Genomic DNA, 24,113 nt, shown 5'->3' with positions numbered 1-24,113 from the left:
CCAGGCTAGGGCGTGTTCGAGAGCTGGGGTTGTGCCCGGAGGGCGTTGGCTCGGCCCGCGGCCTCACCCCCGCCCGAGGAGCAGTGTTGCCGAGGAGCAGAACCAGCCGCCCGTGCCCGAGGCGAGGGCCACCTCCGGGAGGTGGCCCTCGCGGCGGGTGACCTGGCCCGGGCCCGCCTCGCCGCGGAGTTGGCGGACCGCCTCGACCAGGAGGAACAGGCCCCGCATGCCGGGGTGGCAGGCCGAGAGGCCGCCGCCGTCGGTGTTGACCGGGAGTTCGCCGTCGCGCAGCAGGCGGCCCTTCTCCACGAAGGTGCCGCCCTCGCCCTTCGCGCAGAAGCCGAGGTCCTCCAGGGTCACCAGGGTCATGTAGGTGAAGGCGTCGTAGATCTCCGCGAGGTCCACGTCCGCCGGGGTGAGGCCCGCCCGTTCGAAGGCGCGGCGGCCCGAGACGGCCGCCGGGGACACCGTGAAGTCCTCCCATTCCGACATGGTGGTGTGGGAGACGGAGGTGCCCGAGCCGAGGATCCAGACCGGCGCCTTCGCGGTGTCCGGTACGTAGTCCTCCGCCGCCAGCAGCACCGCGCAGCCGCCGTCGGAACGGATGCAGCAGTGCAGCTTCGTGAAGGGGTCCGCGATCATCTCCCCGGACAGGACCTCGTCGACCGTGATGGGGGTACGGAACATCGCGTCCGGGTTCGTCGCCGCGTTAGCCCGGGCCTGGACGGCCACGGAGGCGAGCTGCTCCAGCGTGGTCCCGTACTCGTGCATGTGGCGGCGCGCGGCCATCGCGTACTTGGAGATCAGCGTGTGGCCGTACGGGACCTCGAACTGCAGGGGGCCCCGTGCGCCGAAGGAGAGGTTCGAGGTCCGCCGGCGGGCCTTGATGTCCGCGCGGGCGGTGGACCCGTAGGCGAGCAGGACGGCGTTGGCGTGTCCGGCGGCGATCGCCTCGGCCGCGTGGGCCGCCATGACCTCCCAGGTCGAGCCGCCCACCGAGGTGGAGTCCACCCAGGTGGGCCGCAGGCCGAGGTACTCGGCGACCTCGATGGGCGCGAGTGTGCCGAGACCGGCGGAGGCGAAGCCGTCGATGACGGAGCGGTCCAGCCCGGAGTCGGCCAGCGCCCGCCGGGCGGCCTGAGCGTGCAGAGCGTACGGGGTCGGCCCGTCGACCCGCCCGCACTCGGAGAGCGCCACACCGACGACGGCGACCCGGCGGCGGGCGCGGGCGCGGGCGCCGGGGAGGCGGGACTCGGACTCGGCTGGGGCTGCGGGGAGAGGCGGCGACAGGGGCGAGGGCGTGGGCATGGGGTCCTCCGCGGGCGGCGCCTTGCGGCGATCGGCATCAGCGAGCGACTCGGCGTATGGTATCTGACGCTGCGTCAGTTACGGGCCCTCCGGCGCCGGCGGCCCGGGCGGCATCGGGCGGCCTGTGCACTCGCCGCCCCGCCGCAGCCCGCCCCCCGCGTGCACCGCATCCGCTCCGCGACAGGTGCAAGCGGACGGGGGCGAAGCCGGCTCGTCCGCGTGCTCCGCCACCAGAGCGGGGAGTTGCTCGAAGGTGGCGAGGTGGCTCGCACCCCTGTGCATCTGTCGTCCGCCGCCCTAGCATGACGGCCCGTCAGATACGGGGAGGAGCCCGACCATGGATGCCGCCTTCACCGCGGAGCAGGACGAGATGCGGCGCACCCTGCGCGAGATCCTGGGCAGACGATGTGGCCCGGACCAGGTCAAGGCCGCCGTCCGCACCGCCGCCGGATATGACCGGGCGCTGTGGCAGCAGCTCGCCCGGCAGCTCGGGCTGCCGGGCATCGCCGTGGCCGAGGAGTGCGGCGGCGTCGGCTGCGCGCCCGCCGACCTGGCCCTGGCCTGTGAGGAGACCGGGCGGGCACTGATGCCCTCGCCGCTGCTGGCCACCGCCGTGCTGTGCGTGCCGCTGATCACGGCCCTCGGTACCGCCGCCCAGCGTGCCGCGCTGCTCCCGCCGCTCGCGGCCGGCGGCCTGACGGCCACCCTCGCCGTGCCCGGTACGGCGCTGGCCACCGCGCTGGCCCTGACCGGTGAGAACGCCGCCGGTGAGAACGCCGCCGGGGAGTGGGCCGGCGGCGGCCGCGCGGGTGGCGTCCAGGCGCGGCCCGCCACCGCCACCGCCCCCGACGCCGGAGGCTGGCGGCTCTACGGGGAGGTCGCCCAGGTGCTCGACGGGCACAGCGCATCGCTGCTGCTGGTCGCCGCCCACGCCGGAGGCTTCGCGCGGAGCCGGACGCTGCTGTTCCTCGTACGGGAGGGCGCGCCCGGCCTCGTACGGTCGCGGCGGTCGGTGCTGGACGAGACCCGCCCGCAGGCGACCGTCCAAATGCGCGACGTGCCCGCCGAGTTGCTTGGCGGGGCCGACCACGTCCGTGGGGGCGAGGTCCTGCGGGCCCTCGCCGCCACCGGCCGTACCGCCTCCGCCGTACTGGCCGCGGAGGCGGTCGGCGCGGCCGCACAGGCGCTCGCCCGCACCGTGGAGTACGTGCGGCAGCGCGAACAGTTCGGCCGGGCGATCGGCTCCTTCCAGGCGGTCAAACACCGGCTCGCCGACCTGTACGTCCAGGTGCAGGCGGCCCGCTCGGCGGCCTATTACGCCGCCTGGGACCCGCATCAGGGCGGCCTCGCCCTCGCCCAGGCGCTGGAGGCCCTGCGGGCGACCGCCGGCGAGGCGATCCAGCTGCACGGGGGCATCGGTTTCACCTGGGAGCACGACGCGCACCTCTACTTCAAGCGGGCGGCGGCCGACGAGCTCCTCTTCGGTCCCGCCGACCGGCTGCGGGCACACGCCGCCGCCCGCGCGGGCCTCTTCACCCCCGCGACGGCCCGCGCTCGCACACCCGCGACGCCCCCCGCCCCCGTAGGCGCACCCGTACCCCCGAGCGCGAAGGCGGCGGTGTGATGGGTATCGGCGTCACGCTGATGCAGAAGATCTCCTCGACGCCGCTCTTCGCCAGACTCGCGCCGCACTTCATCCCGGCGATGGACAAGGCGGTGCACCGACTGGCCCGGGGCAAGGTCATGCTCAGCGCCCGGATGCTGCCGGGACTGGTCCTCACCGCCACGGGCGCCCGGACGGGCGAACCGCGTACCACCCCGCTCGCCTGCATGCCGGAGGACGGGGGCGCCAGCTGGGTACTGATCGGCTCCAACTTCGGCCGGCCCGGGCACCCGGCGTGGACCGGGAACCTGCTCAAGCACCCTGAGGCACAGGTGAGTTGGAGGGGCCGGGACATCGCTGTGCGGGCCCGGCTGCTGGAAGGCGAGGAGCGTGCGGCGGCGTGGCGGGCGGTGCTTGACTTCTGGCCGCCGTATGCGACGTACCAGGCGCGCATCGAGCGCGAGATCCGGTTGTTCCGCCTGGAGCGCCGCTGATCGCCCGCCCCTGCCCGTACGGCGCACGGCCTGCCCGTACGGCGCGCGGCCCCCCGCGTACGGCGGTGCGGCGCGCGGCCCCCGGCCCCCGGCCTCCGGCGGACGGCGGTACGAAGCCCGCCCGCGGACGGCGGCGGACCCCGGAAGGAGGTCCGCCGCTACTTGGCCGGCTTCTTGCCGGTGATGCCGAGGTGGACGAGCAGCGCCAGGTTCGGCTTGAGTTCGGCCTGCTTGACGCCCCAGGTCTGGAAGCCCTTCTGGTGCGAAGCGACGGCGGCCAGCATCGCGACCAGTGAACCGGCCATCGCCGCCGGGCTGACGTCCTTGTCGACCTTGCCCTTGGCCTGGAGCTCCTTCACCGATTCCGTCAGGGAGTTGGTGACCGAGCTGAGAATCTTCATGCGGATCTTGTAGAAGCGCTTGTCGCCCTCGGCCGCGCCGAGGTCGACCACGCGCAGGATGGCGTCGTTGCGCCGCCAGAAGTCCAGGAAACCCTCGACGAGTTCCTCGGCAGCCGCCCAGCCGGACTTGCCGACCCAGGTGCGGCCTTCCACGAGCGAGGTCAACTGAGCGCCCTCGGTGGCCATTTCCTCGGCGATCTCCAGGACGGCACCCTCGACGTCCGGGAAGTACTGGTAGAAGGTCGCGGGGGAGGTGCCGGCCTTGCGGGCGACGTCGATCACCTTGACGTCCCGGTACGGCGAGGAGCTGAGCATCTCGCTCAGGCAGTCGAGCAGCTTCTGCCGCGTCGCCTGGCCGCGCCGGCCGGCGACACGCCCGTCGACGGTGCGTACTTGTCCTGTCATGCCGTCAGCTTACCGAGGGGTGATGGGCGCGCTATTCGGCCGCCTGCAAATGGGGCTACGGGGACCCCGGCCCGGGTCGGAGCCGGTCCGGGTGGGGTGCGTGGGCGGATTCCGGCCGGGGCGCGCTGCCGCGCACGCCGTCCGTAACCTCACGATATCCCCCGAATAGTCTTATCAACAGGCTGTGGACAAGTTTTCTGGCGGATCATGGCTGGGAGGGGGACAGATGGAGCAGCAAGGACAGGTGCGACAGCAAAGACAGGTGCGACAGCTAGGACAGCTAGGACAGGTGGGACTGGTAGGAGAGGCGGGCAGGTGTATGACCCCGCACAACGGAAGGAACCGGGCTCATGACCGCATTCGCGGAAGGCGAACCCTGCTGGGTCGACGCCTCGCTTCCGGACGTCGAGGCGGGCAAGCGCTTCTACGGTGAGCTCTTCGGGTGGACCTTCGGCGAGAGCGCGGGAGCCGAGTACGGCAACTACACCCAGGCCTACAGCCGCGGGCGCAACGTCGCCGCCCTCGCCCCCAAGCCCGACGGCCGGATGCCGACCGTCTGGGGCGTCTACCTCCACACCGCCGACGCCTACGCGTGCGCGGCCCGCATCCGCGCCTCCGGCGGCCAGCTGGTGATGGATCCGATGCCGGTGGGCCCGTACGGCACGGCCGCGCTGGCCGCCGACCCCGGCGGAGCCGTCTTCGGCCTCTGGCAGCCCGGCACCCACCACGGCTTCGAGGTCCGGCAGGAGCCGTACACGTACTGCTGGACCGAGGTCTACACCCGCGCCCGCGACGCCGTCGACGTCTTCTACGCGAACGTCTTCGGCTACGTCCCCCAGGACCAGGACGACGCCGGCGTCGAGTACCGCCTCTGGTCCCCGCCCGGCAGTACGCCCGGAACGGACACCGCCGTCATGGGCCGCAGCCTGATCACCGACGCCTTCCCGGAGATCATGCCGGCGCACTTCCTCGTGTACTTCGCCGTCCCCGACTGCGACCAGTCCGTCGCCATGGCGCAGCGGCTCGGCGGCCGGGTCACCGCGGACCCCTTCGACACCCCGTACGGGCGGATCGCGGTCGTCGCCGACAACCAGGGGGCGGTCTTCGGACTGCTCTCCGAACCCCGTACGAAGCCGACCGGCTAGCACCCGCACGCCCCTCCCCGGCCCGCGGCACGCCTTTCGGCACCGCTCCCGCGCACCGGGCCGCCCGCGCGGCGGTGTGAGCAATCCCGCACCCGGTCGCGTGGCCGGGGCCGGACCGGGCGCGGGCCTGACAGAATCGGGTTGCGCGACCCGGGCGGCGCCCGGGGGTGAGACGCTGCACGGGGCACGGCCCCGTGCCGGCGCGTGTGCGTGTACGTGTGCGAGTACCGGTGCGCGTGCTGGTGAAGCGGGCCCGTGAGGGGCTCGTACGGGGAGGTGTGGAGGCGAGTGGTGGAGCAGCTGACGCAGCACGACCCGAGACGGATCGGCCCCTTCGAGGTGCTGGGACGGCTCGGCGCCGGCGGCATGGGGCTGGTCTATCTCGCGCGGTCGGCGTCCGGGCGGCGGGTCGCGATCAAGACGGTGCGGACCGAGCTCGCCGAGGACCAGTTGTTCCGGGTGCGCTTCACCCGTGAGGTGGAGGCGGCGCGCGCCGTGTCCGGTTTCTACACCGCGGCCGTCGTGGACGCCGACCCGCGGGCGGCCGTGCCGTGGCTGGCCACCGCGTACGTCCCGGCGCCCTCCCTGGAGGAGATCGTCAACGAGTGCGGGCCCATGCCCGCCCAGGCCGTACGGTGGCTCGCGGCCGGAATCGCCGAGGCGCTGCAGTCCATCCACGGCGCCGGCCTCGTCCACCGCGACCTCAAGCCGTCCAACGTGCTCGTCGTCGAGGACGGTCCCCGCGTGATCGACTTCGGCATCGCGAGCGGCGTCTCCAACACCCGGCTGACCATGACGAACGTCGCCGTGGGCACCCCCGCCTACATGTCGCCCGAGCAGGCGAAGGACTCGCGCAGCGTCAAGGGCGCCAGCGATGTCTTCTCGCTCGGCTCGACGCTGGTCTTCGCGGCGACCGGGCACCCTCCGTACCACGGGGCGAACCCGGTGGAGACGGTCTTCATGCTGCTGCGCGAGGGACCCAATCTGGAAGGGCTCCCCCAGGAGCTGCGGCCGCTGATCGAGTCGTGCATGAAGATGGACGCCGCTCAGCGGCCGACACCGGCCGACCTCCAGGCGCAGCTGGCCCCGCACCTCTTCGACGGCGGTGACGACAGCGGGACCGCCTCGGCGTGGCTGCCCGCGCGGGCCGTCGCGATGATCGAGGGCCGGCGGGCGGGGAACCGTACCCCTCCCGTACCGGTCGTACCCGGGCCGGGTGGTCCGGGCGGTCCGGGCGGTCCCGGCGGCGGTCCGGGCGGCCCCGGAGCCCGCGGGCCCGTCTCCGCGGCCCCCACCCACCGCCGCCCGCGCGGCGGCGAGGCCTGGGTGGACCCGCGCACCGGCCAGGCCGTCCCGCAGCGCCCGCACCACCCGCCGATGTCCCCGGTGCGCTCCGGCGAGCCCGTCCGGATCGGCGGCTCCCCGGTGCCGATCGGGCCGGGCCCGCGTGCGTCGGCCTCCGCGCCGGCCGCGCACGCCCCGGCCGCCGCCGCGGACTCGGCGACGGGCTGGGTCCGCCCGCCCGGCGGCGCGGCGTCCGCCCTGCCGTCCCCCTCCCCCTCCCCCTCCCCCTCCCCCTCTCCGGCGCCCGCGGGCCAGGCCTCGTCGGCCGTACCGGGTGGCGGCCCCGGGCAGCCGGGCCCTGACGGCGGCCGCTGGCGCCCGTGGCGCTTCCGCATGTCCAACGAGGTGTGGGGCACGCCGACCGTCGCCGGCGACCTGCTCTACGTCACCTCCTTCGAGGTGCACGCCCTGGACGTGGCCACCGGCCGCCGCCAGTTCAAGACGCGCGACGTCGCCTGGTCGATGGCCGTCTCGGACGGCAGGATCCACGCCTCCGACGGCCCCTCCCTCTTCGCGCTCGACGCCACCGACGGATCCGAGCGGTGGCGGCTGTCCACCGACGCCTGGGTGTACGCGCTGCGCGCCGACCGCGGCACGGTCATCACCGCCACGCGCGGTGGCGGCGTTCAGGGCTGGGAAGCCTCGAACGGCCAGAAGCTGTGGGAACTGACGGGCGCCCAGACCGACTTCGAGACCCCGGAGGCGGCCCCCGTCCTCCACGACGGCACGGTGTACGTGTGGCAGGACGCGCGGCTGCGCGCCCTCGACGCCCGCAGCGGCCGCGAGTCCTGGACCTACCCGGTCGGCGACGCCGCCTCCTGCGGGAACGTCCCCGTACGGGTCACCCCCGCCCCGGACGGCAATGTCTACGTGTCCGCCGGCACCCGGGTGCTGTCCGTGGACCGGGCCTCGGGGCGGGTCCGCTGGCACTTCGAGGCGCCCGCCGTCTTCCTGGCGGCCCCGGCCTTCGCGCCGGGCGCGGCGGTGACGGGCGGCGGGGTCTACCTCGTCGACCACCTGGGCACCGTCTACGCCCTGGACGCGGCCACCGGCACGGACCGCTGGCGCATCGCGACCGAGACGCGGCCGTCCTCGGACCCGGTGCTGGTGGCCAACGGCAACGTCCACCTGGGCGCGGGCAGCGCGCTGTACACGCTCGACGCGGTCACCGGCACCCCGAAGTGGCGCTTCGCCGCGGGCGGCGAGATCACCGGCCTGCCGGCGGTCGCCGACGGCCGGGTGCACTTCGGCTCGGCGGACCACTGCCTGTACACCCTGGACGCGGCGGGCGGCCAGCTCCGCTGGAAACTGGCCACGGGCGGGGAGATCACGGGTGCGCCGGTAGCGGAGGCGGGCGTGGTCTACGCGTGCAGCAAGGACCGCTGCGTGTACGCCCTGGACGCGGCGAAGGGCACCGGAACCCGCACGGCCGGGGCCGCTTCCTGACGCGCCGAACGGGGCCCTCCCGGTCGCGCACCGCACCGGGAGTGACAGGATGGACCCCATGAGCAACGTCTACTTCGACATCAACATCAACGGCGAGTCCGCCGGCCGCATCGTCTTCAACCTCTTCGACGACGTGGTTCCGAAGACCGCCAAGAACTTCCGCGAGCTCGCCACCGGCGAGCACGGCTACGGCTACGCGGGCTCGCCGTTCCACCGCGTGATCCCGCAGTTCATGCTGCAGGGCGGCGACTTCACCAACCAGAACGGCACCGGCGGCAAGAGCATCTACGGCGAGAAGTTCGCCGACGAGAACTTCCAGCTGAAGCACGACCGCCCGTTCCTGCTGTCGATGGCGAACGCCGGCCGCAACACCAACGGCTCGCAGTTCTTCATCACCACCGTCCCGACCCCGTGGCTGGACGGCAAGCACGTCGTCTTCGGCGAGGTCGTCGAGGGCTCGGACCTGGTCCAGAAGATCGAGTCCCTGGGCTCCCAGTCGGGTGCCACCCGCGCCAAGATCGAGATCGCGGCCTCGGGCGTAGTCGACGCCGCCTGACCCCACCCCATGCCGGTCGGCCCCGCCCCCTCCGGGGGTCCGGGGCCGCCGCCATTTCCCCTGCCTACGCCACCGCACCGCGCGGAAGCGTGGGCTGCGTATGGCTACGTACGGTCCTGGCGAGGCGGTGGGTCGGGGTCGTGGGGTGGGTGGGTGGGGGGTGAGTCATGGGGGTCATGGGATTCCTGACGGCCAGCCCGGTCCGGGTAGTGCCCCCGGTCCGCCCGGTCCGGATAGTCCGCCCGGTCCGGGTAGTCCGCTTGGTCAGCCCGGTCAGCCCGGTCAGCCCGGTCAGCCCGGTCAGCCCGGTCCGGGGAGTCCGGGGAGTCCGGGGGTGTGTGGCGGGGGCGGGTGCGGTGGGGGCGGCCGCGCATGACCGCCGCCGCCAGGAGGAGCAGCGCGCCCGCGCCGCAGGCGCTCGCGACGCCGTCGCCGAGGCCCCGGCCGTCGCTGCCCACGGTGAGGCTGCCGGCGTCCTGGCCCTGGCGGACCATCCAGAGCACGGTGAAGCCGAGGACCACGATGCCCGCCAGCGCCATCAGCAGCCGGGACCGGAGCACGATGGCGACCAGGGTGAGCAGGGCCGCGACGAGGAAGGGCAGCAGGAGCGATTCCAGCAGGGAGGCCTGGCGGCCGGTGATCCCGGCGCCGGTGAACAGGTCCTGGAGGCGGTAGTCCCGTCCGCGGCGGCCGTCGTACCAGGCGCGGAATGGACTCCAGACGGCGGCCGTCGCTCCGATCAGCCCCATCAGCGAACCGAGTACGTTGCGGATCATGCGAGGCGCCCTCCCGAAGTAGGGGGTCTTGATCCCCAAGCTACGCCGGGCTCCCGGGCCCCGCACATCCGGCAGGTCCCGGCTGATAGCGTGGCCCGCCGTTGTCCAGGGGGAGGGGCTCGGTCATGGTGGCTGGACGTCGTATCAGGCTGACCGCGGTGCTGGTGACCGTCGTGTTCGCGCTGACCGGTTTCTCTTCGACCGGCGGCGGCAGTGGCGGCAGCGGCGGGAAGAGCAAGAGCAAGAGCAGCGGTGGCGGGGGCGGCTGCTCCAGTTCCAAGAGCAGCAAGAAGAAGACGCACGCGGGCAGCGGCGGCAGTACGGCCAGCGCGTCGCCCTCGGCCAGCCCCAGCGGTGATCCGGCCACGGCGGTCGTGGTCAGCTGCGTCGGTGCCGGCGGGCCGGTCACCACCCTCAAGGTCACCTCCCGGCTGGGCCGCAAGGCGGCCTTCGAGGTGGGTCTCCACCGGCAGACCGCGTCCGGGGCCGAAGCCGAGGCGACGGTCGTCAAGGTGACCCTGGACGCACGCGAGACCCGCACGGTCGACGTAGCCCTGGAGAACCCGGCGCGCGCCACCGAGGTCAAGACCTGCCGGATCGGCACGATCACCGTCCTCGCCGCGCCGGGCTCCTCCGCCACGGGCAGTGCCACACCGGGGGCCACACCCAGTGGCTCCACACCGAGCGGCTCGACTTCGACGTCCCCGTCGAAGCCCAAGTCCCAGCCCACCAAGCGGCGCCCCTAGGCCCTGTCCTGGCGATCTCCGCGGGCCCGCGCTGCCTGGCACGGCGCCTCCCTTCGTTGTCGGAGCGCGCGAGTACGGCCACGTACGAGCTGCGCCCCTGCGCCTTGCGATGCACCGCACCAGACAACGCGACCTGATCCACGAAGACCGCCCGGACAGGACCTAGCCAAGGCACAACCCGCCCCGCGCCCGGCCCCGCCGCTCAGCGGAGGCGGAAGTCGGGGCCCGGGCGGCGGGATGTGAAGAGGGATGCCTGGCGGTGCGGCGGCAGGTTGCCCAGTGCGATCAGCGCCGGCGCCTGGTCGAGTGCCTGCCGCAGCGCTGCCTGCTTCGCCGACCACAGGGCCCGTACGGTGCCCTGTACGGCCTCCGTCGGGAGGCCGGCCAGCGTCCGCGCCGCGCGCAGGGCCGCCCCGAGCAGTTCCGCGGGCGGCGCCAGCTCCGAGACGAGGCCGATCTCGTACGCCCGCCGCGCGGAGAGCCGTTCCGCCGTGCCCATGAGGGACATCCGGGCGACCTCGCCGAACGGCATGCGCTGGGCCATGTACACGGCCTCGTAGGCGCTGACCATCCCGTACGTCGTGTGCGGGTCGAAGAAGGTGGCCGTCTCCGAGGCGATCAGGAAGTCCGCCTCGCCCAGCAGGTAGAACGCCCCGCCGCAGGCCATGCCGTTGACGGCGGCGATCACCGGCTTCCACAGGTCGCCCGCCTTCGGGCCGATCGCGAGCAGCGGATCGTCGGCCGAGTACGGGGACGGCGGCTGCGGGACCTGCGCCTCACGGTCGATCCCGGTGCAGAAGGCGGCCGTGCCGGCCCCCGTCACCACCACCGCCCGTACGTCCTCCTCGTACCGGAACCGCCGCCACACCGCGCTCAGCTCGGCGGCCGTCGCCAGGTCGATGGCGTTGTGCCGGTCCTCCCGGTCCAGGGTGAGGACCGCGACCCCGGTGTCCTCGTCCTTATCCACCCGCAGCGTCACGGCCTCTCCAGGATCCAGCGCGGCACGGCCATCCCGCCCGTCTCGGTGAAGACCGCCTGGACCCTCGCTCCGATGCGCAGCCGGGCCGGATCCACGGAGTCCAGCGGTGCGCCGGCCGAGGTGACGAGATTGCCCACCAGCCGGATGTGCGGGGCGTCGGCCAGCTCCACGAGGATCACGTTGTACGGGGCCTGCGCGGCGTACGCCGGAAGCAGCGGCGGATGCGGCCGGACGTAGGACCAGATGCGGCCGCGCCCGCTCATCAGGCGCCAGTCGGAGGCGAAGGACCGGCAGGAGGGGCAGCAGGGGCGGGGCGGGAAGCGGAGCTTGCCGCAGGTGGGGGAGGCGCAGGCCTGGACGCGCAGCTCGCCCCGGGCGGCGTACTCCCAGAAGGGGGCGCCGTCCTCGTCGGGTACCGGGAGGAGAAGCGATTGCGTGGTGCCCGGCCCGCTGGTGTTCGGGTCACCGGGGGCCGGGTGGTTCGTGCCCGGCCCGCCGGTGGTCGCGTCGCTCGTGGCCGGCCCGCCGGTGGCCGAGTGGCTGGTGGCCGGCTCCCCGCTGAGCGGTTCTTCCGTGGTCCTCATGGCGCGGCTCTCCTCAGGTTCGCAGCAGGATCGCGGAGGTCGGGACGCCTTCGCCCGCCGTCACGAGACAGGTGGAGGCGTCCGGCACCTGGGCGGTGGAGGTACCGCGCAGCTGTTTGACGCCTTCGTTGATCAGGTTGAAGCCGTGTACGTAGGCCTCCGACAGGCCGCCGCCGCCGGTGTTGAGGGGGAGCCGGCCGCCGGTCTCCAGGGCGCCGCCCTCGGTGAAGGAGGCACCCTCGCCGCGCCCGCAGAAGCCGTACCCCTCCAGCGAAAGCGGGATCAGGGCGGTGAAGGCGTCGTAGATCTGGGCGACGTCGACGTCCTGCGGGCCGAAGTCGGCCTGCTTCCACAGGTGGCGGGCGGCCGTCCAGGCGGGCCCGGACAGCGGGTCGTCGTTCCAGTAGTTGACCATGCCGTGGTGCTGGGCGGGCAGGCCCTGGGCGACGGAGTGCACGTAGACGGGCCGCCGGCGGCAGTCCCGGGCCCGCTCGGCGGAGACGATCACGCAGGCCAGCGCGCCATCGGTCTCCAGGCAGTTGTCGAAGAGGCAGAGCGGGTCGCTGATCATGCGGGAGGTCATGTACATCTCGCGGGTCAGCGGGCGTTCGTACATCACCGCGGCCGGGTTCTCGTTGGCGCGGTTGCGGCAGGCCATCGCCACGTTGAAGAGGTGCTCGCGGGTGGCGCCGTACTCGTGCATGTAGCGGCGGGCCAGCATGGCGATCTCGTCGGCGGGGCGCAGCAGGCCGAAGGGACGGGTCCACTGACCGGGGGTGGGCAGCTGTGCGGTGGTGTTCTTCCAGGGGCGCGGCCCGGAGCCGCGCTTGCGGGAGCGCCAGGCGACGCCGACGGTGGCCTGACCGGTGGCGACGGCGGCCGCGAGGTGGCCGACGGTGGCGCAGGAACCGCCGCCGCCGTAGCCGACCTTGGAGAAGAAGGTGACGTCCCCGGCGCCGATGGCCTTGGCCACCTCGACCTCGTCGGTCTCCTCCATGGTGTAGGACGCGAAGGCGTCGACCTCGGAAGGCTCCAAGCCCGCGTCGGCGAGTGCGGCCAGGATGGCGCGGCAGGCCAGTTCCTTCTCGGACTGCGGTAGTCGTCTGGCGAACGCGGTCTGGCCGATGCCGACTATCGCCGTAGCGTCCTTGAGCGTTGCCGCCATCGCCACCTCCGGGGGTGCGTGCGTCGTCAGTGCGTGCGTCAGTGCGTCAGCGCGTGCGTCAGTACGTCCGTCAGTACGTCCGTCAGTACTGACAGCCGCGAAGGGTACAGCTAATCTGACGGATAGTCAGCTACTAGGTGTACCGGGAGGGGCGGACGATGGTCGAGCGTCGCGGGGTCGGTGAGGACGTGCGCGGGGATCTGCGGTGGGGCACCATCGCAGGGCTCGTACGGTCCGCGGCGGGGCGGTACGGAGACCGGGAGGCCGTCGTCGACGGGCGCGTCCGGATCAGCTACGCCGAGCTCGGCGACCGCGTCGAACGCGCCGCGGCCGCCTGCGTCGCCGCCGGAGTGGAACCGGGTGACCGGGTCGCCGTCTGGGCCCCCAACACCCTGGAGTGGATCGTCTCCGCGCTCGGAGCCGTCTCGGCGGGCGCGGTCCTGGTCCCCCTGAACACCCGTTTCAAGGGGGCCGAAGCGGCGTACGTCCTCCGGCGCAGCCGGGCCCGCCTGCTCTTCGTCACCGGCACCTTCCTCGGCACCTCCTACGTCGCCTCCCTGCGCCGCGCCGCCGCCGACGGGCCGGGCGCCGGCCCCCTGCCCGGGCTCCCGCACCTCGACCAGGTCGTCGTCCTCGCCGAGGACGCCCCCGAGTCCTTCCGCAGCTGGAAGGAGTTCCTGGCGGACGGCGACGGGATACCGGCCGAGGCCGTCCGCGCGCGGGCCGAGGCCATCCCCTCGGAGGCACCGTCCGACATCCTCTTCACCTCCGGCACCACCGGCAGCCCCAAGGGCGCGGTCATCACCCACGCCCAGTCCCTGCGCTGCTACGACGTGTGGAGCGAGCTCGCCGGACTGCGCGAGGGCGACCGCTACCTGATCGTGAACCCCTTCTTCCACACCTTCGGCTACAAGGCCGGGATCATCGCCTGCCTGATGCGCGGGGCCACGATGGTCCCGCAGCCCGTCTTCAACGTGGACACCGTCCTCGCCAACATCGCCGCCGAGCGGATCTCCGTACTCCCCGGTCCGCCCACCCTCCACCAGTCCCTCCTCGACCACCCCCGGCGCGACCGCCACGAGCTGTCCGCGCTGCGGCTGGTCGTCACCGGCGCGGCCGTCGTCCCGCGCCGGCTCGTCGAGCGGCTCCGCAGCGAGCTGCGCATCGAGACCGTGCTCACGGCGTACGGGCTCTCGGAGGCCGGCGGCATCGTCACCATGTGCCGCAGGGGCGACCCGGCGGAAGTCATCGCCGCCACCTCGGGGCGGGCCATCCCCGGCACCGAGGTACGGATCACCGGCCCCGACGGCCGGGCCCTGCCCGCCGGGTCGGCCGGCGAGGTGTGGGTCCGCGGCCACCACGTGATGCGGGGCTACTTCGAGGACCCGGCCGAGACGGCCAGGGCCATCACACCGGAGGGCTGGCTGCGTACGGGCGACGTCGGAATCCTCGACGCGGGCGGCAACCTGCGCATCACCGACCGCATCAAGGACATGTTCATCGTCGGCGGCTTCAACGCCTATCCGGCCGAGATCGAGCAACTCCTCGGCCTGCACCCCGACATCGCCGACGTCGCGGTCGTCGGCGTCCCGGATCCGCGCCTGGGCGAGGTGGGCAAGGCGTACGCGGTCCGCCGCCCGGGCTCGACCCTCACCGCCGACGACCTGCTCGCCTGGTGCCGGCGGGAGATGGCCAACTACAAGGTGCCGCGGGCGGTGGAATTCGTCCCCGAGCTGCCGCGCAACGCGAGCGGCAAGGTGCTGAAGCGCGAGCTGCGGGCACGGCAGGACTAGGGGGTGTCTCTCGGATCTCCGCGGCGTCGCGAGCCCTGGCACGCACGCTCGCCGTGCTGCCGAAATGCCCGAGTAGCTCCGCTACTAGCGCACTCCGGCGCCTTGCGATTGCACGCACCAGACCCCGCTCCTACTCCCACGGAGATCCGAGAAACACGCCCTAGTCCTGCCGTCAAAGTCCCTCTGGGCCCGGGGCGCGGGCTACTCCCCGCCCGGGGGCCGCGCGGGCGAGGACCAGGCGCCAGCGCGGGCTGCCCTCCGCCGGGCCACCGGGCCGGGGCGAGGTCACCGGCCGGCGGCCGAAGTGCTCCAGCGGCACGGTCTCCACTGTGAAACCGGCCGCCTGGAGGTCCCTGCGGACGCCGCTGAGCGGGAAGGTCCGGTAGTACATGACGAAGGGCGGCCGCCATACCGCGTTCCGCACCCGCATCGCGGCGTCGAAGCCCGCCACCGCCCACCAGAGCGGCGAGCCGGGCGGGATCGGGGCGCCGATCGGGAAGGCGAAGAGGCCGCCCGGGCGCAGGGCGGAGTGGACGCCGGCGAAGAGGGCGGGCCTCTCGGCCGGGAGGAAGTGCCCGAAGGCGCCGAAGCTCACCGCGAGGTCGTACGAGTTCCCCAGCGCGGGCGGGAGCGCCCGCGCGTCGGCCCGTACGAAGTCCACGGGCGGGGAGTCGGCCGGTACGAAGTTCGCCGGGGCGAAGCCGGCCCGTACGGGGTCCGCCGGCCGGGGACCGGGCGCATCCGGCTGCCGTGGGTGGCGTCCGGCGGCGGCCGGGCCGGGGTCCGGGGCGTCGTCGGATCCATGGCGCCCGCCGTGGACGCGCTCGGCCTCGGCCAACATGCCCGCGCTGAGGTCCACCCCGCTCACCCGCTCCCGGCAGAGCCGGCGGAGCATGCCGATGGCGGCTCCGGTACCGCAGCAGAGGTCCAGCCCGGCGCCGAAGGAGCCCTCCCGCTGGGCGAGGGTCTCCTCGACCGCGTCGAGCATCCGGTCCGGGGTGCGGAAGGGCGTGTGGTCGAACTTCGGCGCGAGCAGGTCGTACCCGCGCTCGACCGACGTGAGGGCCTGTGCGGCGAGTTCGCGGACGCTCGGTCCGTGGCTGGTGAACACCCACCCAGCCTATTCCCGTGGCCCGGGCCGTGGAGGAGTCAAGCCGGCGCACACGAACGCGGCGGCCGCGGTGGCTCCCCCCTTGGCCACCGCGACCGCCGTCCCCCGTTCCCCCCCCGTGGCTCCACCGTCCCCCGTGGACCCGCCCCGTTCCCCCGTAGGTCCGGCCGTCCGCCCCGTGGATCCCCGGCCGTCCCCCGTGCCCCCCGCTCCCCCCCGCTCCCCCGCGTTCCCCCGTGGGTTCGCGCGGCCTCCGCTACGGAAGCGGCGTGGAGGCGTGGTTGTCCATGGTCTGGATCTCCTCGTCCGGCACGGCCGGGGCGGGATCGACAGGTTTGATCACGATGCCCGACGCGTGGTTGTCCAGCGGTGTGATCTCGGCGCCCGAGGCGGGCTTGTCCAGCGGCTTGGTGTCGCCGTCGATCGGCAGGATGTTCTCGTTCGTCGTCATCGGATCTCCTGATGGATGGGTAGGGCCCGTTCGGCGATTCCCCCGCGGACCGCCGAACGGGTGGTCCTCCAACCGACCTGCGTGCCCCCCGCCGCGCCCGGTCGATGCACTCATCTTGTCGCAGCGGGATAAACGAACGATGAACGCCTCGTTCATCAGGTCGGGCCCCGGTCCGGCCCAGGGCCGGACACGGACTCAGGCGGCGATCTCCGAGGCCAGCAGCGCCCGCACCTCGGCCAGTTCGGCCGAGCCCAGCTGCGTGAAGACGGCCTCCGCCTCCCGCCAGCACGCCCGCGCCCGGTCCGTCTGGCCGAGCCGCCGCAGCGCCTTGCCGAGGACGGTCAGCACCGTGGCCCGGCGCCACTCCCCGCCGATGCCGCGCAGCGCGATGGCCTGTTCGGCGTGCGAGGCGGCCAGGGCGGGCCTGCGCGCCGCCAGATGGGCCTCGGCCAGCCGGAAATGCGTCACGCCCTCCCACAGCGGCTGGCGGTTGTCGTGGAACAGGGACAGCGCCTCGGCGAGCTGCGACAGGGCCTCGCCCAGTCGGCCGGCCTGGGTGAGCGCGATGCCCAGCGCGTACCGGCCGTTGGCCAGACGCAGGGTGAGGCCCATCCGGTCGTAGACGGCGATGCCCTGCTGGGCGAGGTCGATGGCGCTGGTCAGCCGGCCCAGTTCGACGTGGATCCGGGAGAGGTTGCACAGCGCGCTGGCCTCACCGACGTGGTTGCCGTCGGCGCGGAAGTTGTCGATGGCCTCCAGCAGGTACCGTTCGCCGTCCGCGTGGCGGCCCTGGTAGAGGGCGATGATCCCGCGGTCGTTGGGCGCCCAGCAGCTGGGCAGCGGGTCACCGGCCTCGCGGGCGAGCGCCATGGCCTGGCGGGCCTCGTCGTCGGCCTCGGCGAAGCGGCCGGCGACCAAGTGGACGTTGGTGAGGGTGGTACGGGCCCGGCCCTCGGACTGCGGGTCCCGGGCGGTGCGCGCGGCGTCGCGCAGGGCCACGGCGGCCGATTCGTACTGCTTGGAGTTGGCCCCGGACTCGGCGAGGTCCTTGGCCGCCCACAGCAGGTCCACGGCGCGCCGCAGGACGCGCGTACCGTCCTCCCGTACGGCGGCCTGCCGCACGCAGGCCAGCAGCGGGCCCGCCTCCGCGTACAGCCAGTCCAGGGCGGCGCGCGGCTCGGTGAAGGCCAGGCCGGGGTAGCAGGTGGCGGACAGGTGGGCGGGGAGCCGGTCGCCGGGGCGTTCCAGCGCGTAGACCCCGGAGGCGGTGGCCAGGTAGAAGTCCAGCAGCCGGTCGAGGGCGGCGTCGCGCCCGCTCGGCGGCTGCTCGTCGCGTTCCGCGCACGCACGCGCGTAGAGCCGTACGAGGTCGTGGAAGCGGTAGCGGCCGGGGGCGGCGGATTCGAGGAGGGAGCAGTCGACCAGCGCTTCGAGGAGGTCCTCGGTGTCGTGTTCGGGCAGGTCCAGTACGGCGGCTGCCGCGGAGAGGGAGATGTCGGGGCCGTCGGCGAGGCCCAGCAGGCGGAACGCGCGCTGCTGGGCGGGCTCCAGCTGGCCGTAGCCGAGCTCGAAGGTGGCCTTGACGGCCAGGTCGCCGGCCTGGAGCTCGTCGAGGCGGCGGCGTTCGTCGGCGAGTTTGGCGGCGAGGACGGAGACGGTCCAGGTGCGGCGGGCGGCGAGCCGGGAGGCGGCGATGCGGATGGCGAGCGGCAGGAACCCGCAGGCGCCCACGACGTCGAGGGCGGCCTGGCGTTCCGCGCCGACCCGCTCGGCGCCCACGATCCGGGTGAACAGTTGGAGGGCCTCCTCGGGGCTCATCACGTCGAGGTCCACGAGATGGGCCCCGGCGAGGCCTGCCATCCGGACCCGGCTGGTGACGAGCGCGGCGCAGCCGGCGGTGCCGGGCAGCAGCGGGCGTACCTGGGCGGCGTCGCGGGCGTTGTCGAGGAGGACCAGGACGCGGCGGTCGTCCAGGGTGGAGCGGTAGAGCGCGGCGCGTTCGGCGGGGGAGTCGGGGATGGCCGTGTCGGGGGTTCCGAGGGCGCGCAGGAAGGAGCCGAGGACGGCTACGGGCTCGACGGGGCGGGCCTCGGTGCCCTGGAGGTCGGCGTAGAGCTGCCCGTCGGGGAAGTGCGGACGGGCGGCATGGGCGACGTGCACGGCGAGGGTGGTCTTGCCGACGCCGCCTATTCCGGCGAGCGCGGAGACGGCCATGACCCGGCCGTGCGCGCCGCCGGACAGGATGGCGCCGAGCTCCCCCACGAGGCTGGCGCGGCCTGTGAAGTCAGGGACGGTAGCCGGGAGTTGGGCGGGCAGTACCTGGCCGGGGGCGGCGGCGGGAGCCGGGTCCTCGGCGAGGGCCAGATCGGCGTCGGCGCTCAGGATGCGCTGCTGTAAGGCGGCGAGCTCGGGGCGCGGGTCGACGCCGAGTTCGTCGGCGAGGAGCCGGCGGGTGTCGGCGTAGACGGCGAGGGCCTCGGCCTGCCGGCCGCTGCGGTAGAGGGCGAGCATGAGCAGCTCGCGCAGCCGCTCGCGCAGGGGGTGGGCGGCGGTGAGCGCGGTGAGCTCGGAGACGGCCTCGGCGTGGTGGCCGACCTCCAGGTCGAGGTCGAGGCGGGTCTCCAGCAGTTGGAGGCGCCATTCGGCGAGCCGGGTGCGCTCGGTCTCGGCGTGCGGGCCGGGGATTCCGGCGAGGGGTTCGCCCTCCCACAGGTCGAGGGCGCGGGCGAGGAGCGTACGGGCGAGGGCGCGGTCGCCGGCGGCGCGGGCCGCCTCGGCTTCGGCGGCGAGGCGGCGGGCGTCGCCGAGGTCGAGGGTGGCGGTGGAGCGCAGCCGGATGGCGTACCCGCCGGACTCGGTGACGAGGAGCCCCGGGTCGAGGACCTTGCGCAGGCGGGAGGCGTACGTACGGATGGTGGCGAGGGCCTGCTGCGGCGGGTCCTCGCCCCAGATGGCGTCGATGAGCTCGGGCGCGGTGGCGGTGCGGCCGTCGCGCAGCAGCAGCGCCGCGAGCAGGGCGCGCTGCTGGGGGGTGCCGGAGGGCAGCGGCTCGGCTCCGCGCCAGGCGCGGATGGGGCCGAGGACGGCGAACCGGGAGCCGCCGGCGGGGATGAGGGCGGCGGAGGTGGCGGGCATGGTGGCGGGCGCGGTGGCGGGGGGCTCGGCGTCGGCCGCGGCCGCCGGGGGCTCCGCCACGGTTGCGGCCGTCGTCGTTGCGGCCGTCGTCGGTCCGGCCGCCGTCGGTCCGGCCGTGCCCGAGGCGTCCGGGCGGACGGTGCCCTGGGCGGCCGCCGTGCTCGCGCGGACGGTGCCCGCCGGGGCCGTGCCGGTGGATACGGCGCGTGCGGGAAGCGTGCTTGTGGGACGCGTGCTTGCGGGGGTGAGCCGGGCTGCCTCGGGGTGGTTCCGCGGGTGCGGGATGGCCGGTATGCCGTCCATCTGTCGTCCCCCCTGCCTTCCGTCGGTTTAAGGGTCAGTCTGCCCTGTGTCGCGGGTACGCGTCAGCCCGTAACGGACCGATCGCCTCCCGAGTAGCTGACGGTGCGTCAGATAAACGCTACGGTGGAGACATGGAGACCTTCCCCAAGATCATCTCGGTGGACGACCACACGGTCGAGCCGCCCCACGTCTGGCGGGACCGGCTCCCGTCCAAGTACCGGGACACCGGACCGCGCGTCGTGCGTGCCCCCTTGAAGGAAATGACCTTCCTCGGCGGGAAGTTCGCCCCCGTCATGGGAGCCGAGGGCGACGACGGCCCGATCGGCGACTGGTGGGTGTACGAGGACCTGCACCGGCCGCTCACCCGCCTCGACACCGCCGTCGGGTACGACAGGGACGAAATCAAACTGGAAGTCATCACCTACGAGCAGATGCGCCCGGGCTCCTTCTCGGTTCCCGACCGGCTCGCGGACATGGACGTCAACCACGTCCAGTCGGCCCTCTGCTTCCCGACCTTCCCGCGCTTCTGCGGCCAGACCTTCACCGAGGCGAAGGACCGCGAGCTCGGGCTGCTCGGCGTACGGGCGTACAACGACTGGATGGTGGAGGAGTGGTGCGGCCCCGAGGCGCGCGGCCGCCTGATCCCCCTCACCCTCATCCCGCTCTGGGACGCCCGCCTGGCGGCGGCGGAGGTACGCCGCAACGCCGCGCGGGGCGTACGCGCGGCAGCCTTCTCCGAGATACCCCCGCACCTGGGCCTGCCCTCGATCCACACCGACGACTGGGATCCCTTCCTCCAGGCGTGCGACGAGACGGGCACGGTCATCGCCATGCACATCGGCTCCTCGTCGCGCATGCCGTCGACCTCGGCCGACGCCCCGCCGGCGGTCGGCTCCACCATCACCTTCGCCAACTGCTGCTTCTCGATGGTCGACTGGCTGATGAGCGGCAAGTTCGAGCGCTTCCCCGGCTTGCGGATCATGTACGCGGAGGGGCAGATCGGCTGGATCCCGTACATCCTGGAACGCGCGAACGTCGTCTGGGAGGAGAACCGCGGCTGGGGCGGTGTCGCGGACAAGGTCCACCGGCCGCCGTCGGAACTCTTCGCCGAGCACGTCTTCGGCTGCTTCTTCGACGACGCCTTCGGGCTGAAGAACCTCGACGCGATCGGGGTGGGCAACGTCCTCTACGAGACGGACTACCCGCACTCGGACTCGACCTGGCCGAAGTCGCGCGAGGTCGGAGAGTCCCAGATGGGGCATCTGCCGCCGGACGTGGTGGACCGCATCGTGCGCGGCAACGCGATCGAGCTGCTGGGGCTCACGGCGGAAGGGCTGTGGGCGGGACCGGGCGCCTGACGGGGCGGGGACCGGCGAGCGGGCGGGCGTCGGCACGGGAAGGGCCGGCCGGGCATGTGCCCGAACGGCCCCGGCCTGCTTCCCTATGTCCCTACGCGGCCGACGTCCCCCGACGTCCCCCGACGTCCCTTACGTCACGACTTCGGTGTGGCCCAGATCTGGGCCTTGGTCGAGTTCGACGTGTAGAGCTGGATCGCCGTGCCGTTGGCCGTGTTGCCGCCGGTCACGTCGAGCACCTTGCCCGACGCGGTGTGCACGATCTGGCCCTTCGCGTTGGCGGACCACCGCTGCGCCGGCGTGCCGTTGCAGTCGTAGAGCCTGATCTTGTTGCCGTTGGCGGTCCCGTTGCCCGCGTTGTCCAGGCACTTGCCCAGCGCGCGGAACGTGCCGTCCTTGGCCAGGATCCAGGACTGCGCCCAGCTGCCGTTGCACGTGTAGAGCTGGATCGGCGTGCCGTTGGCGGCCTTCCCGCCCTTGACGTCCATGCACTTGCCGGCGAGCCCGCTCACCTTGCCCTGCGGGGGCAGCGCGGCGCCGGCGCCGGCGGCGAGGTACCGCAGACCCTGTACGTCGAACTGCTGGACGAAGGCGCCCGCGCGCTTGTCCTGGTACGCGTAAGCCGGCGTGCACATGACCGGCACCTGCCCGGAGTCCGTGCCCTTCGCGCAGTCACCGCGCGTCTCGCTGCGGTTCGCGTGGGCTATGCCCAGGCTGTGCCCGAGCTCGTGGCTGATGTGGTTGCGCATGTACGTCTCGCCCATGGATGCCGAGGGCTTGCCGTCAGCGGTGAAGAACTCGCTGTCGATGTAGGCGTGTCCGCTCGTCACCGTGGCCGGCTCGGACGCGCTGTGGAATCCGCAGCTCAGGTTGGGGCTGCCCGACCCGTCACGGACGACCTGCCAGCCCGTCTCGGTGGAACCGGCGGCCGGCGGGAGGCACGGGCGGTGCAGGACACCCATGATCACCTCGCCCTTGGGCCGGGCGTAATCCCAGCCCACCGGCTTGGTGTCGACGCTGACGCGCACGTTCGTGTTCCGCTGTATGTCCGCGGCCGACGCCTTCACGTAGGGCGCCAGCCAGTCGGCGGACTTCTGGTCGTAGAACTTGACCGTGTAGCCGGCCGACAGCCACTTGACCGCCCCGCTCACGCTCAGCTTCCACCCCTCGCCCTGGGGCGGTGCGGCGGCGGCCGCCCGGGCGGCGGCCATCGGCGCGGGCCGCGGACCGAGCGACATGACACCGTTCTTGAAGCTCGTGTTGTCGTTCGCGGAGGCACCGAAGTCCTCCACGTGGGCGTCGTGCGCCTCTACGGCCGCCGGAGCCGGAGCCGGAGCCGAGGTCACGGCCTCCGGCTCGGCGGTCTCGGTACCGAACGCGCTGGCCGAGAGCTGCAGGCTCCCCGCGATCGCCGCCACGGCACACGCCGCGACGATGGATATTCGACGCTTACCCGCCAATTTCAAGTCCCCGTTGCCCTCTCATCAAGAATCACTTCCCGAACCTCCCCGCCTCGCCCCGTGCGCCGCACCGTCAAAGTCCCTTTTTGCAGGCCTACTTGACGAGAGAACCCAAGGCTGCCGGGAGTCGAACAGATGATAGTGAGCCGGCCGACGGCGCCGCACGCCCGCTCGGCCGGCCTTGCACCCCGGCGCACCCCCGAGGCATGCTTCGCCGGGGCAAAGTGGGAGGATCATCATGCCGGTGGACAAGCGGACCGCGGTGACGGTGGTGCTCTGCGCCGCCGCCGCGCTGGGCGCGTCCGCGGCGATGGCCAAGTTCGTGCCGCCGCCCGAAGCGGCCCCGGCCGTACGGGCGAAGTCGGGGCCGACGGGGTCAGCGACGGGCTCGGCGCCGGAGCCGTCACGTTCGCAAGCGGCGAAGCCGCAGCTCTCCACCCCGCCCGGAACCACGCTGCCGCCGCCCGTCACCCCCCGGCCGGGCGGCCCGGCCGCCTTCACCGGCGCGCTCTTCACGGGCGGCCTGGACGGGGAGCACTTCTGCACCGCGACCGTGGTGCACAGCCCCGGCCGGAATCTGATCGTCACCGCCGGGCACTGCCTGTTGGACGGCACGCAGACCGACGGGGAGGCGGTGTTCGCACCCGCGTACGCCAATGGTTTCGCCCCGTACGGGACGTGGAAGCTGGAGGAGGTCTTCGAGGACGACCGCTGGGCCGAGGGTACGGACGACGACTACGATCTCGCCTTCGCCCGCCTCGCCCTGGACCCGAACGGCCGCGCCATCGAGGACGTGACCGGCGCGGCCGTGCTCGACACGAGCGGGCGCACCGGCGAGGAGGTCACGGTGACCGGCTACCCCGCCGACCGCAAGGTGCCCCGTACCTGCACGGCGGTCGCGGTCCGCCAGAGCGCGACCGAGCAGCGCTTCGACTGCGCGGACTTCCCGGGCGGCACGAGCGGCAGCGCGTGGATCGCCGCGGACGGAAAGATCATCGGCATCCTCACGGGCGGCGACACCGACGACGTCTCGACCAGCACGGTCCTCGGCGACTACGCGGCCACCCTGTACGCGAAGGCCACGGGCACGCCCGAAGCCGCCGGGGGTCCGGGCCTAGGCGGGCGCTAGCCCTTCCAGCCGCTCGCGCAGCTCCTCCGCGTCGGCGAGGAACCACGTCTGGCGGCCCCGGTTGCACTCACGCACGAAGTCCTGGAGCGCCGAACTGGCCGCCGTGTGCCGCGTGATGTCGCCGAGTACGGCGATGCCCACCCGGTAGTTGGCGAACTTCTGGATGATGTCGCCGGCCACCCGGGTGCGCAGCTGGAAGAAGGCATCGTCGAACCGCCCGGCGGGGATGACGACCCACTGCACACCCTGGTACATGGCGTTTCCGACCAGATCAGTCACGTCGCGTTCGCACCCGATCGCCTCGCCCTCGGCAGGGCACATCAGGACGGGCACGTCGTGGATGGTCTGGAGGGTGCTCATGGGGTCGAGGCTAGCTTCGAACGCCCGCGCGGGCGACGCAATTCTGCGGCGGGTGGGCCGGTGG

The 24,113-nt window shown here is 73.4% G+C and carries 19 protein-coding genes and 1 pseudogene; 9 read left to right on the top strand and 11 right to left on the bottom strand.

Annotation, left to right across the window (positions count from 1 at the left end):
- Positions 1-63 precede the first annotated feature (63 nt).
- The gene (locus ACWDX7_RS18045; RefSeq protein ID WP_451491044.1) at positions 64-1,308 is read right to left on the bottom strand and encodes a thiolase C-terminal domain-containing protein; all 1,245 of its coding nucleotides are present in this window, start codon (positions 1,306-1,308) and stop codon (positions 64-66) included.
- Between the two features lie 337 nt (positions 1,309-1,645).
- Here ACWDX7_RS18045 and ACWDX7_RS18040 point away from each other — a divergent pair, with 337 nt between their 5' ends.
- Both ACWDX7_RS18040 and ACWDX7_RS18035 read left to right on the top strand, forming a co-directional pair.
- On the top strand, positions 1,646-2,932 hold the full coding sequence (locus ACWDX7_RS18040) for an acyl-CoA dehydrogenase family protein (RefSeq protein WP_451491043.1): 1,287 nt from the start codon (positions 1,646-1,648) through the stop codon (positions 2,930-2,932).
- Entirely contained in the window at positions 2,932-3,405 is a 474-nt protein-coding gene (locus ACWDX7_RS18035; protein WP_451491042.1) for a nitroreductase family deazaflavin-dependent oxidoreductase, read from the top strand. Before ACWDX7_RS18040 ends, ACWDX7_RS18035 begins: the two co-directional genes overlap by 1 nt.
- A 158-nt stretch (positions 3,406-3,563) precedes the next feature.
- Here the strand turns inward: ACWDX7_RS18035 and ACWDX7_RS18030 are convergent, their stop codons facing one another.
- Positions 3,564-4,211 carry a TetR family transcriptional regulator gene (locus tag ACWDX7_RS18030; RefSeq protein ID WP_451491041.1) on the bottom strand — a complete coding sequence of 216 codons (648 nt, stop codon included), beginning with the start codon at positions 4,209-4,211 and terminating at the stop codon, positions 3,564-3,566.
- Between the two features lie 350 nt (positions 4,212-4,561).
- On the opposite strand from ACWDX7_RS18030, the gene ACWDX7_RS18025 reads away from it, so the two are divergent.
- The 3 genes from ACWDX7_RS18025 to ACWDX7_RS18015 all read left to right on the top strand — a co-directional run bounded on the left by ACWDX7_RS18025 (position 4,562) and on the right by ACWDX7_RS18015 (position 8,702).
- Positions 4,562-5,356, top strand: coding sequence for a VOC family protein (locus tag ACWDX7_RS18025; RefSeq protein WP_451491040.1), 795 nt, complete (start codon positions 4,562-4,564; stop codon positions 5,354-5,356).
- A 288-nt stretch (positions 5,357-5,644) separates the two neighbouring features.
- Positions 5,645-8,146, top strand: a complete 2,502-nt coding sequence (locus tag ACWDX7_RS18020; protein ID WP_451491039.1) for a serine/threonine-protein kinase — start codon at positions 5,645-5,647, stop codon at positions 8,144-8,146.
- Between the two features lie 58 nt (positions 8,147-8,204).
- Positions 8,205-8,702 carry a peptidylprolyl isomerase gene (locus tag ACWDX7_RS18015; protein ID WP_451491038.1) on the top strand — a complete coding sequence of 166 codons (498 nt, stop codon included), beginning with the start codon at positions 8,205-8,207 and terminating at the stop codon, positions 8,700-8,702.
- A 104-nt stretch (positions 8,703-8,806) separates the two neighbouring features.
- Here ACWDX7_RS18015 and ACWDX7_RS18010 read toward each other — a convergent pair whose 3' ends face one another.
- A complete protein-coding gene (locus tag ACWDX7_RS18010; RefSeq protein ID WP_451491037.1) occupies positions 8,807-9,478 on the bottom strand; it encodes a hypothetical protein in 672 nt (223 codons plus the stop codon).
- Positions 9,479-9,603: 125 nt separating this feature from the next.
- On the opposite strand from ACWDX7_RS18010, the gene ACWDX7_RS18005 reads away from it, so the two are divergent.
- Positions 9,604-10,224, top strand: coding sequence for a hypothetical protein (locus ACWDX7_RS18005; RefSeq protein WP_451491036.1), 621 nt, complete (start codon positions 9,604-9,606; stop codon positions 10,222-10,224).
- Positions 10,225-10,426: 202 nt separating this feature from the next.
- On the opposite strand, the gene ACWDX7_RS18000 is transcribed toward ACWDX7_RS18005, so the two are convergent.
- The 3 genes and pseudogenes from ACWDX7_RS18000 to ACWDX7_RS17990 form a co-directional block, all read right to left on the bottom strand.
- A complete protein-coding gene (locus tag ACWDX7_RS18000; protein ID WP_451491035.1) occupies positions 10,427-11,203 on the bottom strand; it encodes an enoyl-CoA hydratase/isomerase family protein in 777 nt (258 codons plus the stop codon).
- Positions 11,200-11,634: pseudogene (locus tag ACWDX7_RS17995) on the bottom strand (Zn-ribbon domain-containing OB-fold protein); the annotation flags it as partial. The gene ACWDX7_RS18000 and the pseudogene ACWDX7_RS17995, both read right to left, overlap by 4 nt.
- Positions 11,635-11,800: 166 nt before the next feature.
- Positions 11,801-12,952, bottom strand: a complete 1,152-nt coding sequence (locus tag ACWDX7_RS17990) for a lipid-transfer protein (protein ID WP_451491034.1) — start codon at positions 12,950-12,952, stop codon at positions 11,801-11,803.
- Between the two features lie 188 nt (positions 12,953-13,140).
- On the opposite strand from ACWDX7_RS17990, the gene ACWDX7_RS17985 reads away from it, so the two are divergent.
- Positions 13,141-14,745: a FadD3 family acyl-CoA ligase gene (locus tag ACWDX7_RS17985; RefSeq protein WP_451491061.1), complete on the top strand. Its 1,605-nt coding sequence runs from the start codon at positions 13,141-13,143 to the stop codon at positions 14,743-14,745.
- 172 nt (positions 14,746-14,917) lie between these two features.
- Here ACWDX7_RS17985 and ACWDX7_RS17980 read toward each other — a convergent pair whose 3' ends face one another.
- The 3 genes from ACWDX7_RS17980 to ACWDX7_RS17970 all read right to left on the bottom strand — a co-directional run bounded on the left by ACWDX7_RS17980 (position 14,918) and on the right by ACWDX7_RS17970 (position 19,745).
- Positions 14,918-15,856 carry a methyltransferase domain-containing protein gene (locus ACWDX7_RS17980; RefSeq protein ID WP_451491033.1) on the bottom strand — a complete coding sequence of 313 codons (939 nt, stop codon included), beginning with the start codon at positions 15,854-15,856 and terminating at the stop codon, positions 14,918-14,920.
- A gap of 256 nt (positions 15,857-16,112) precedes the next feature.
- On the bottom strand, positions 16,113-16,307 hold the full coding sequence (locus ACWDX7_RS17975) for a hypothetical protein (RefSeq protein WP_451491032.1): 195 nt from the start codon (positions 16,305-16,307) through the stop codon (positions 16,113-16,115).
- A gap of 195 nt (positions 16,308-16,502) precedes the next feature.
- Positions 16,503-19,745, bottom strand: coding sequence for a BTAD domain-containing putative transcriptional regulator (locus ACWDX7_RS17970; protein ID WP_451491031.1), 3,243 nt, complete (start codon positions 19,743-19,745; stop codon positions 16,503-16,505).
- Positions 19,746-19,876: 131 nt separating this feature from the next.
- Here ACWDX7_RS17970 and ACWDX7_RS17965 point away from each other — a divergent pair, with 131 nt between their 5' ends.
- A complete protein-coding gene (locus ACWDX7_RS17965; protein WP_451491030.1) occupies positions 19,877-21,103 on the top strand; it encodes an amidohydrolase family protein in 1,227 nt (408 codons plus the stop codon).
- Between the two features lie 134 nt (positions 21,104-21,237).
- Here ACWDX7_RS17965 and ACWDX7_RS17960 read toward each other — a convergent pair whose 3' ends face one another.
- Positions 21,238-22,518 (bottom strand): ricin-type beta-trefoil lectin domain protein, encoded by a 1,281-nt coding sequence (locus ACWDX7_RS17960; RefSeq protein ID WP_451491029.1) that lies wholly within the window; start codon positions 22,516-22,518, stop codon positions 21,238-21,240.
- A 286-nt stretch (positions 22,519-22,804) separates the two neighbouring features.
- Between ACWDX7_RS17960 and ACWDX7_RS17955 the strand changes: the two genes are divergently transcribed.
- The gene (locus ACWDX7_RS17955) at positions 22,805-23,689 is read left to right on the top strand and encodes a trypsin-like serine peptidase (protein WP_451750973.1); all 885 of its coding nucleotides are present in this window, start codon (positions 22,805-22,807) and stop codon (positions 23,687-23,689) included.
- Here the strand turns inward: ACWDX7_RS17955 and ACWDX7_RS17950 are convergent.
- Complete coding sequence (locus ACWDX7_RS17950) at positions 23,675-24,049, bottom strand: DUF4180 domain-containing protein (RefSeq protein WP_451491027.1); 375 nt, start codon at positions 24,047-24,049, stop codon at positions 23,675-23,677. The two genes, ACWDX7_RS17955 and ACWDX7_RS17950, sit on opposite strands and share 15 nt — an antisense overlap.
- Positions 24,050-24,113: the final 64 nt, after the last annotated feature.

The sequence above is a fragment of the Streptomyces sp. NPDC003034 genome, from assembly GCF_053591375.1.
Note: the sequence above shows the minus strand (reverse complement) of the source record. Positions and strands in the feature narration are given on the sequence as shown.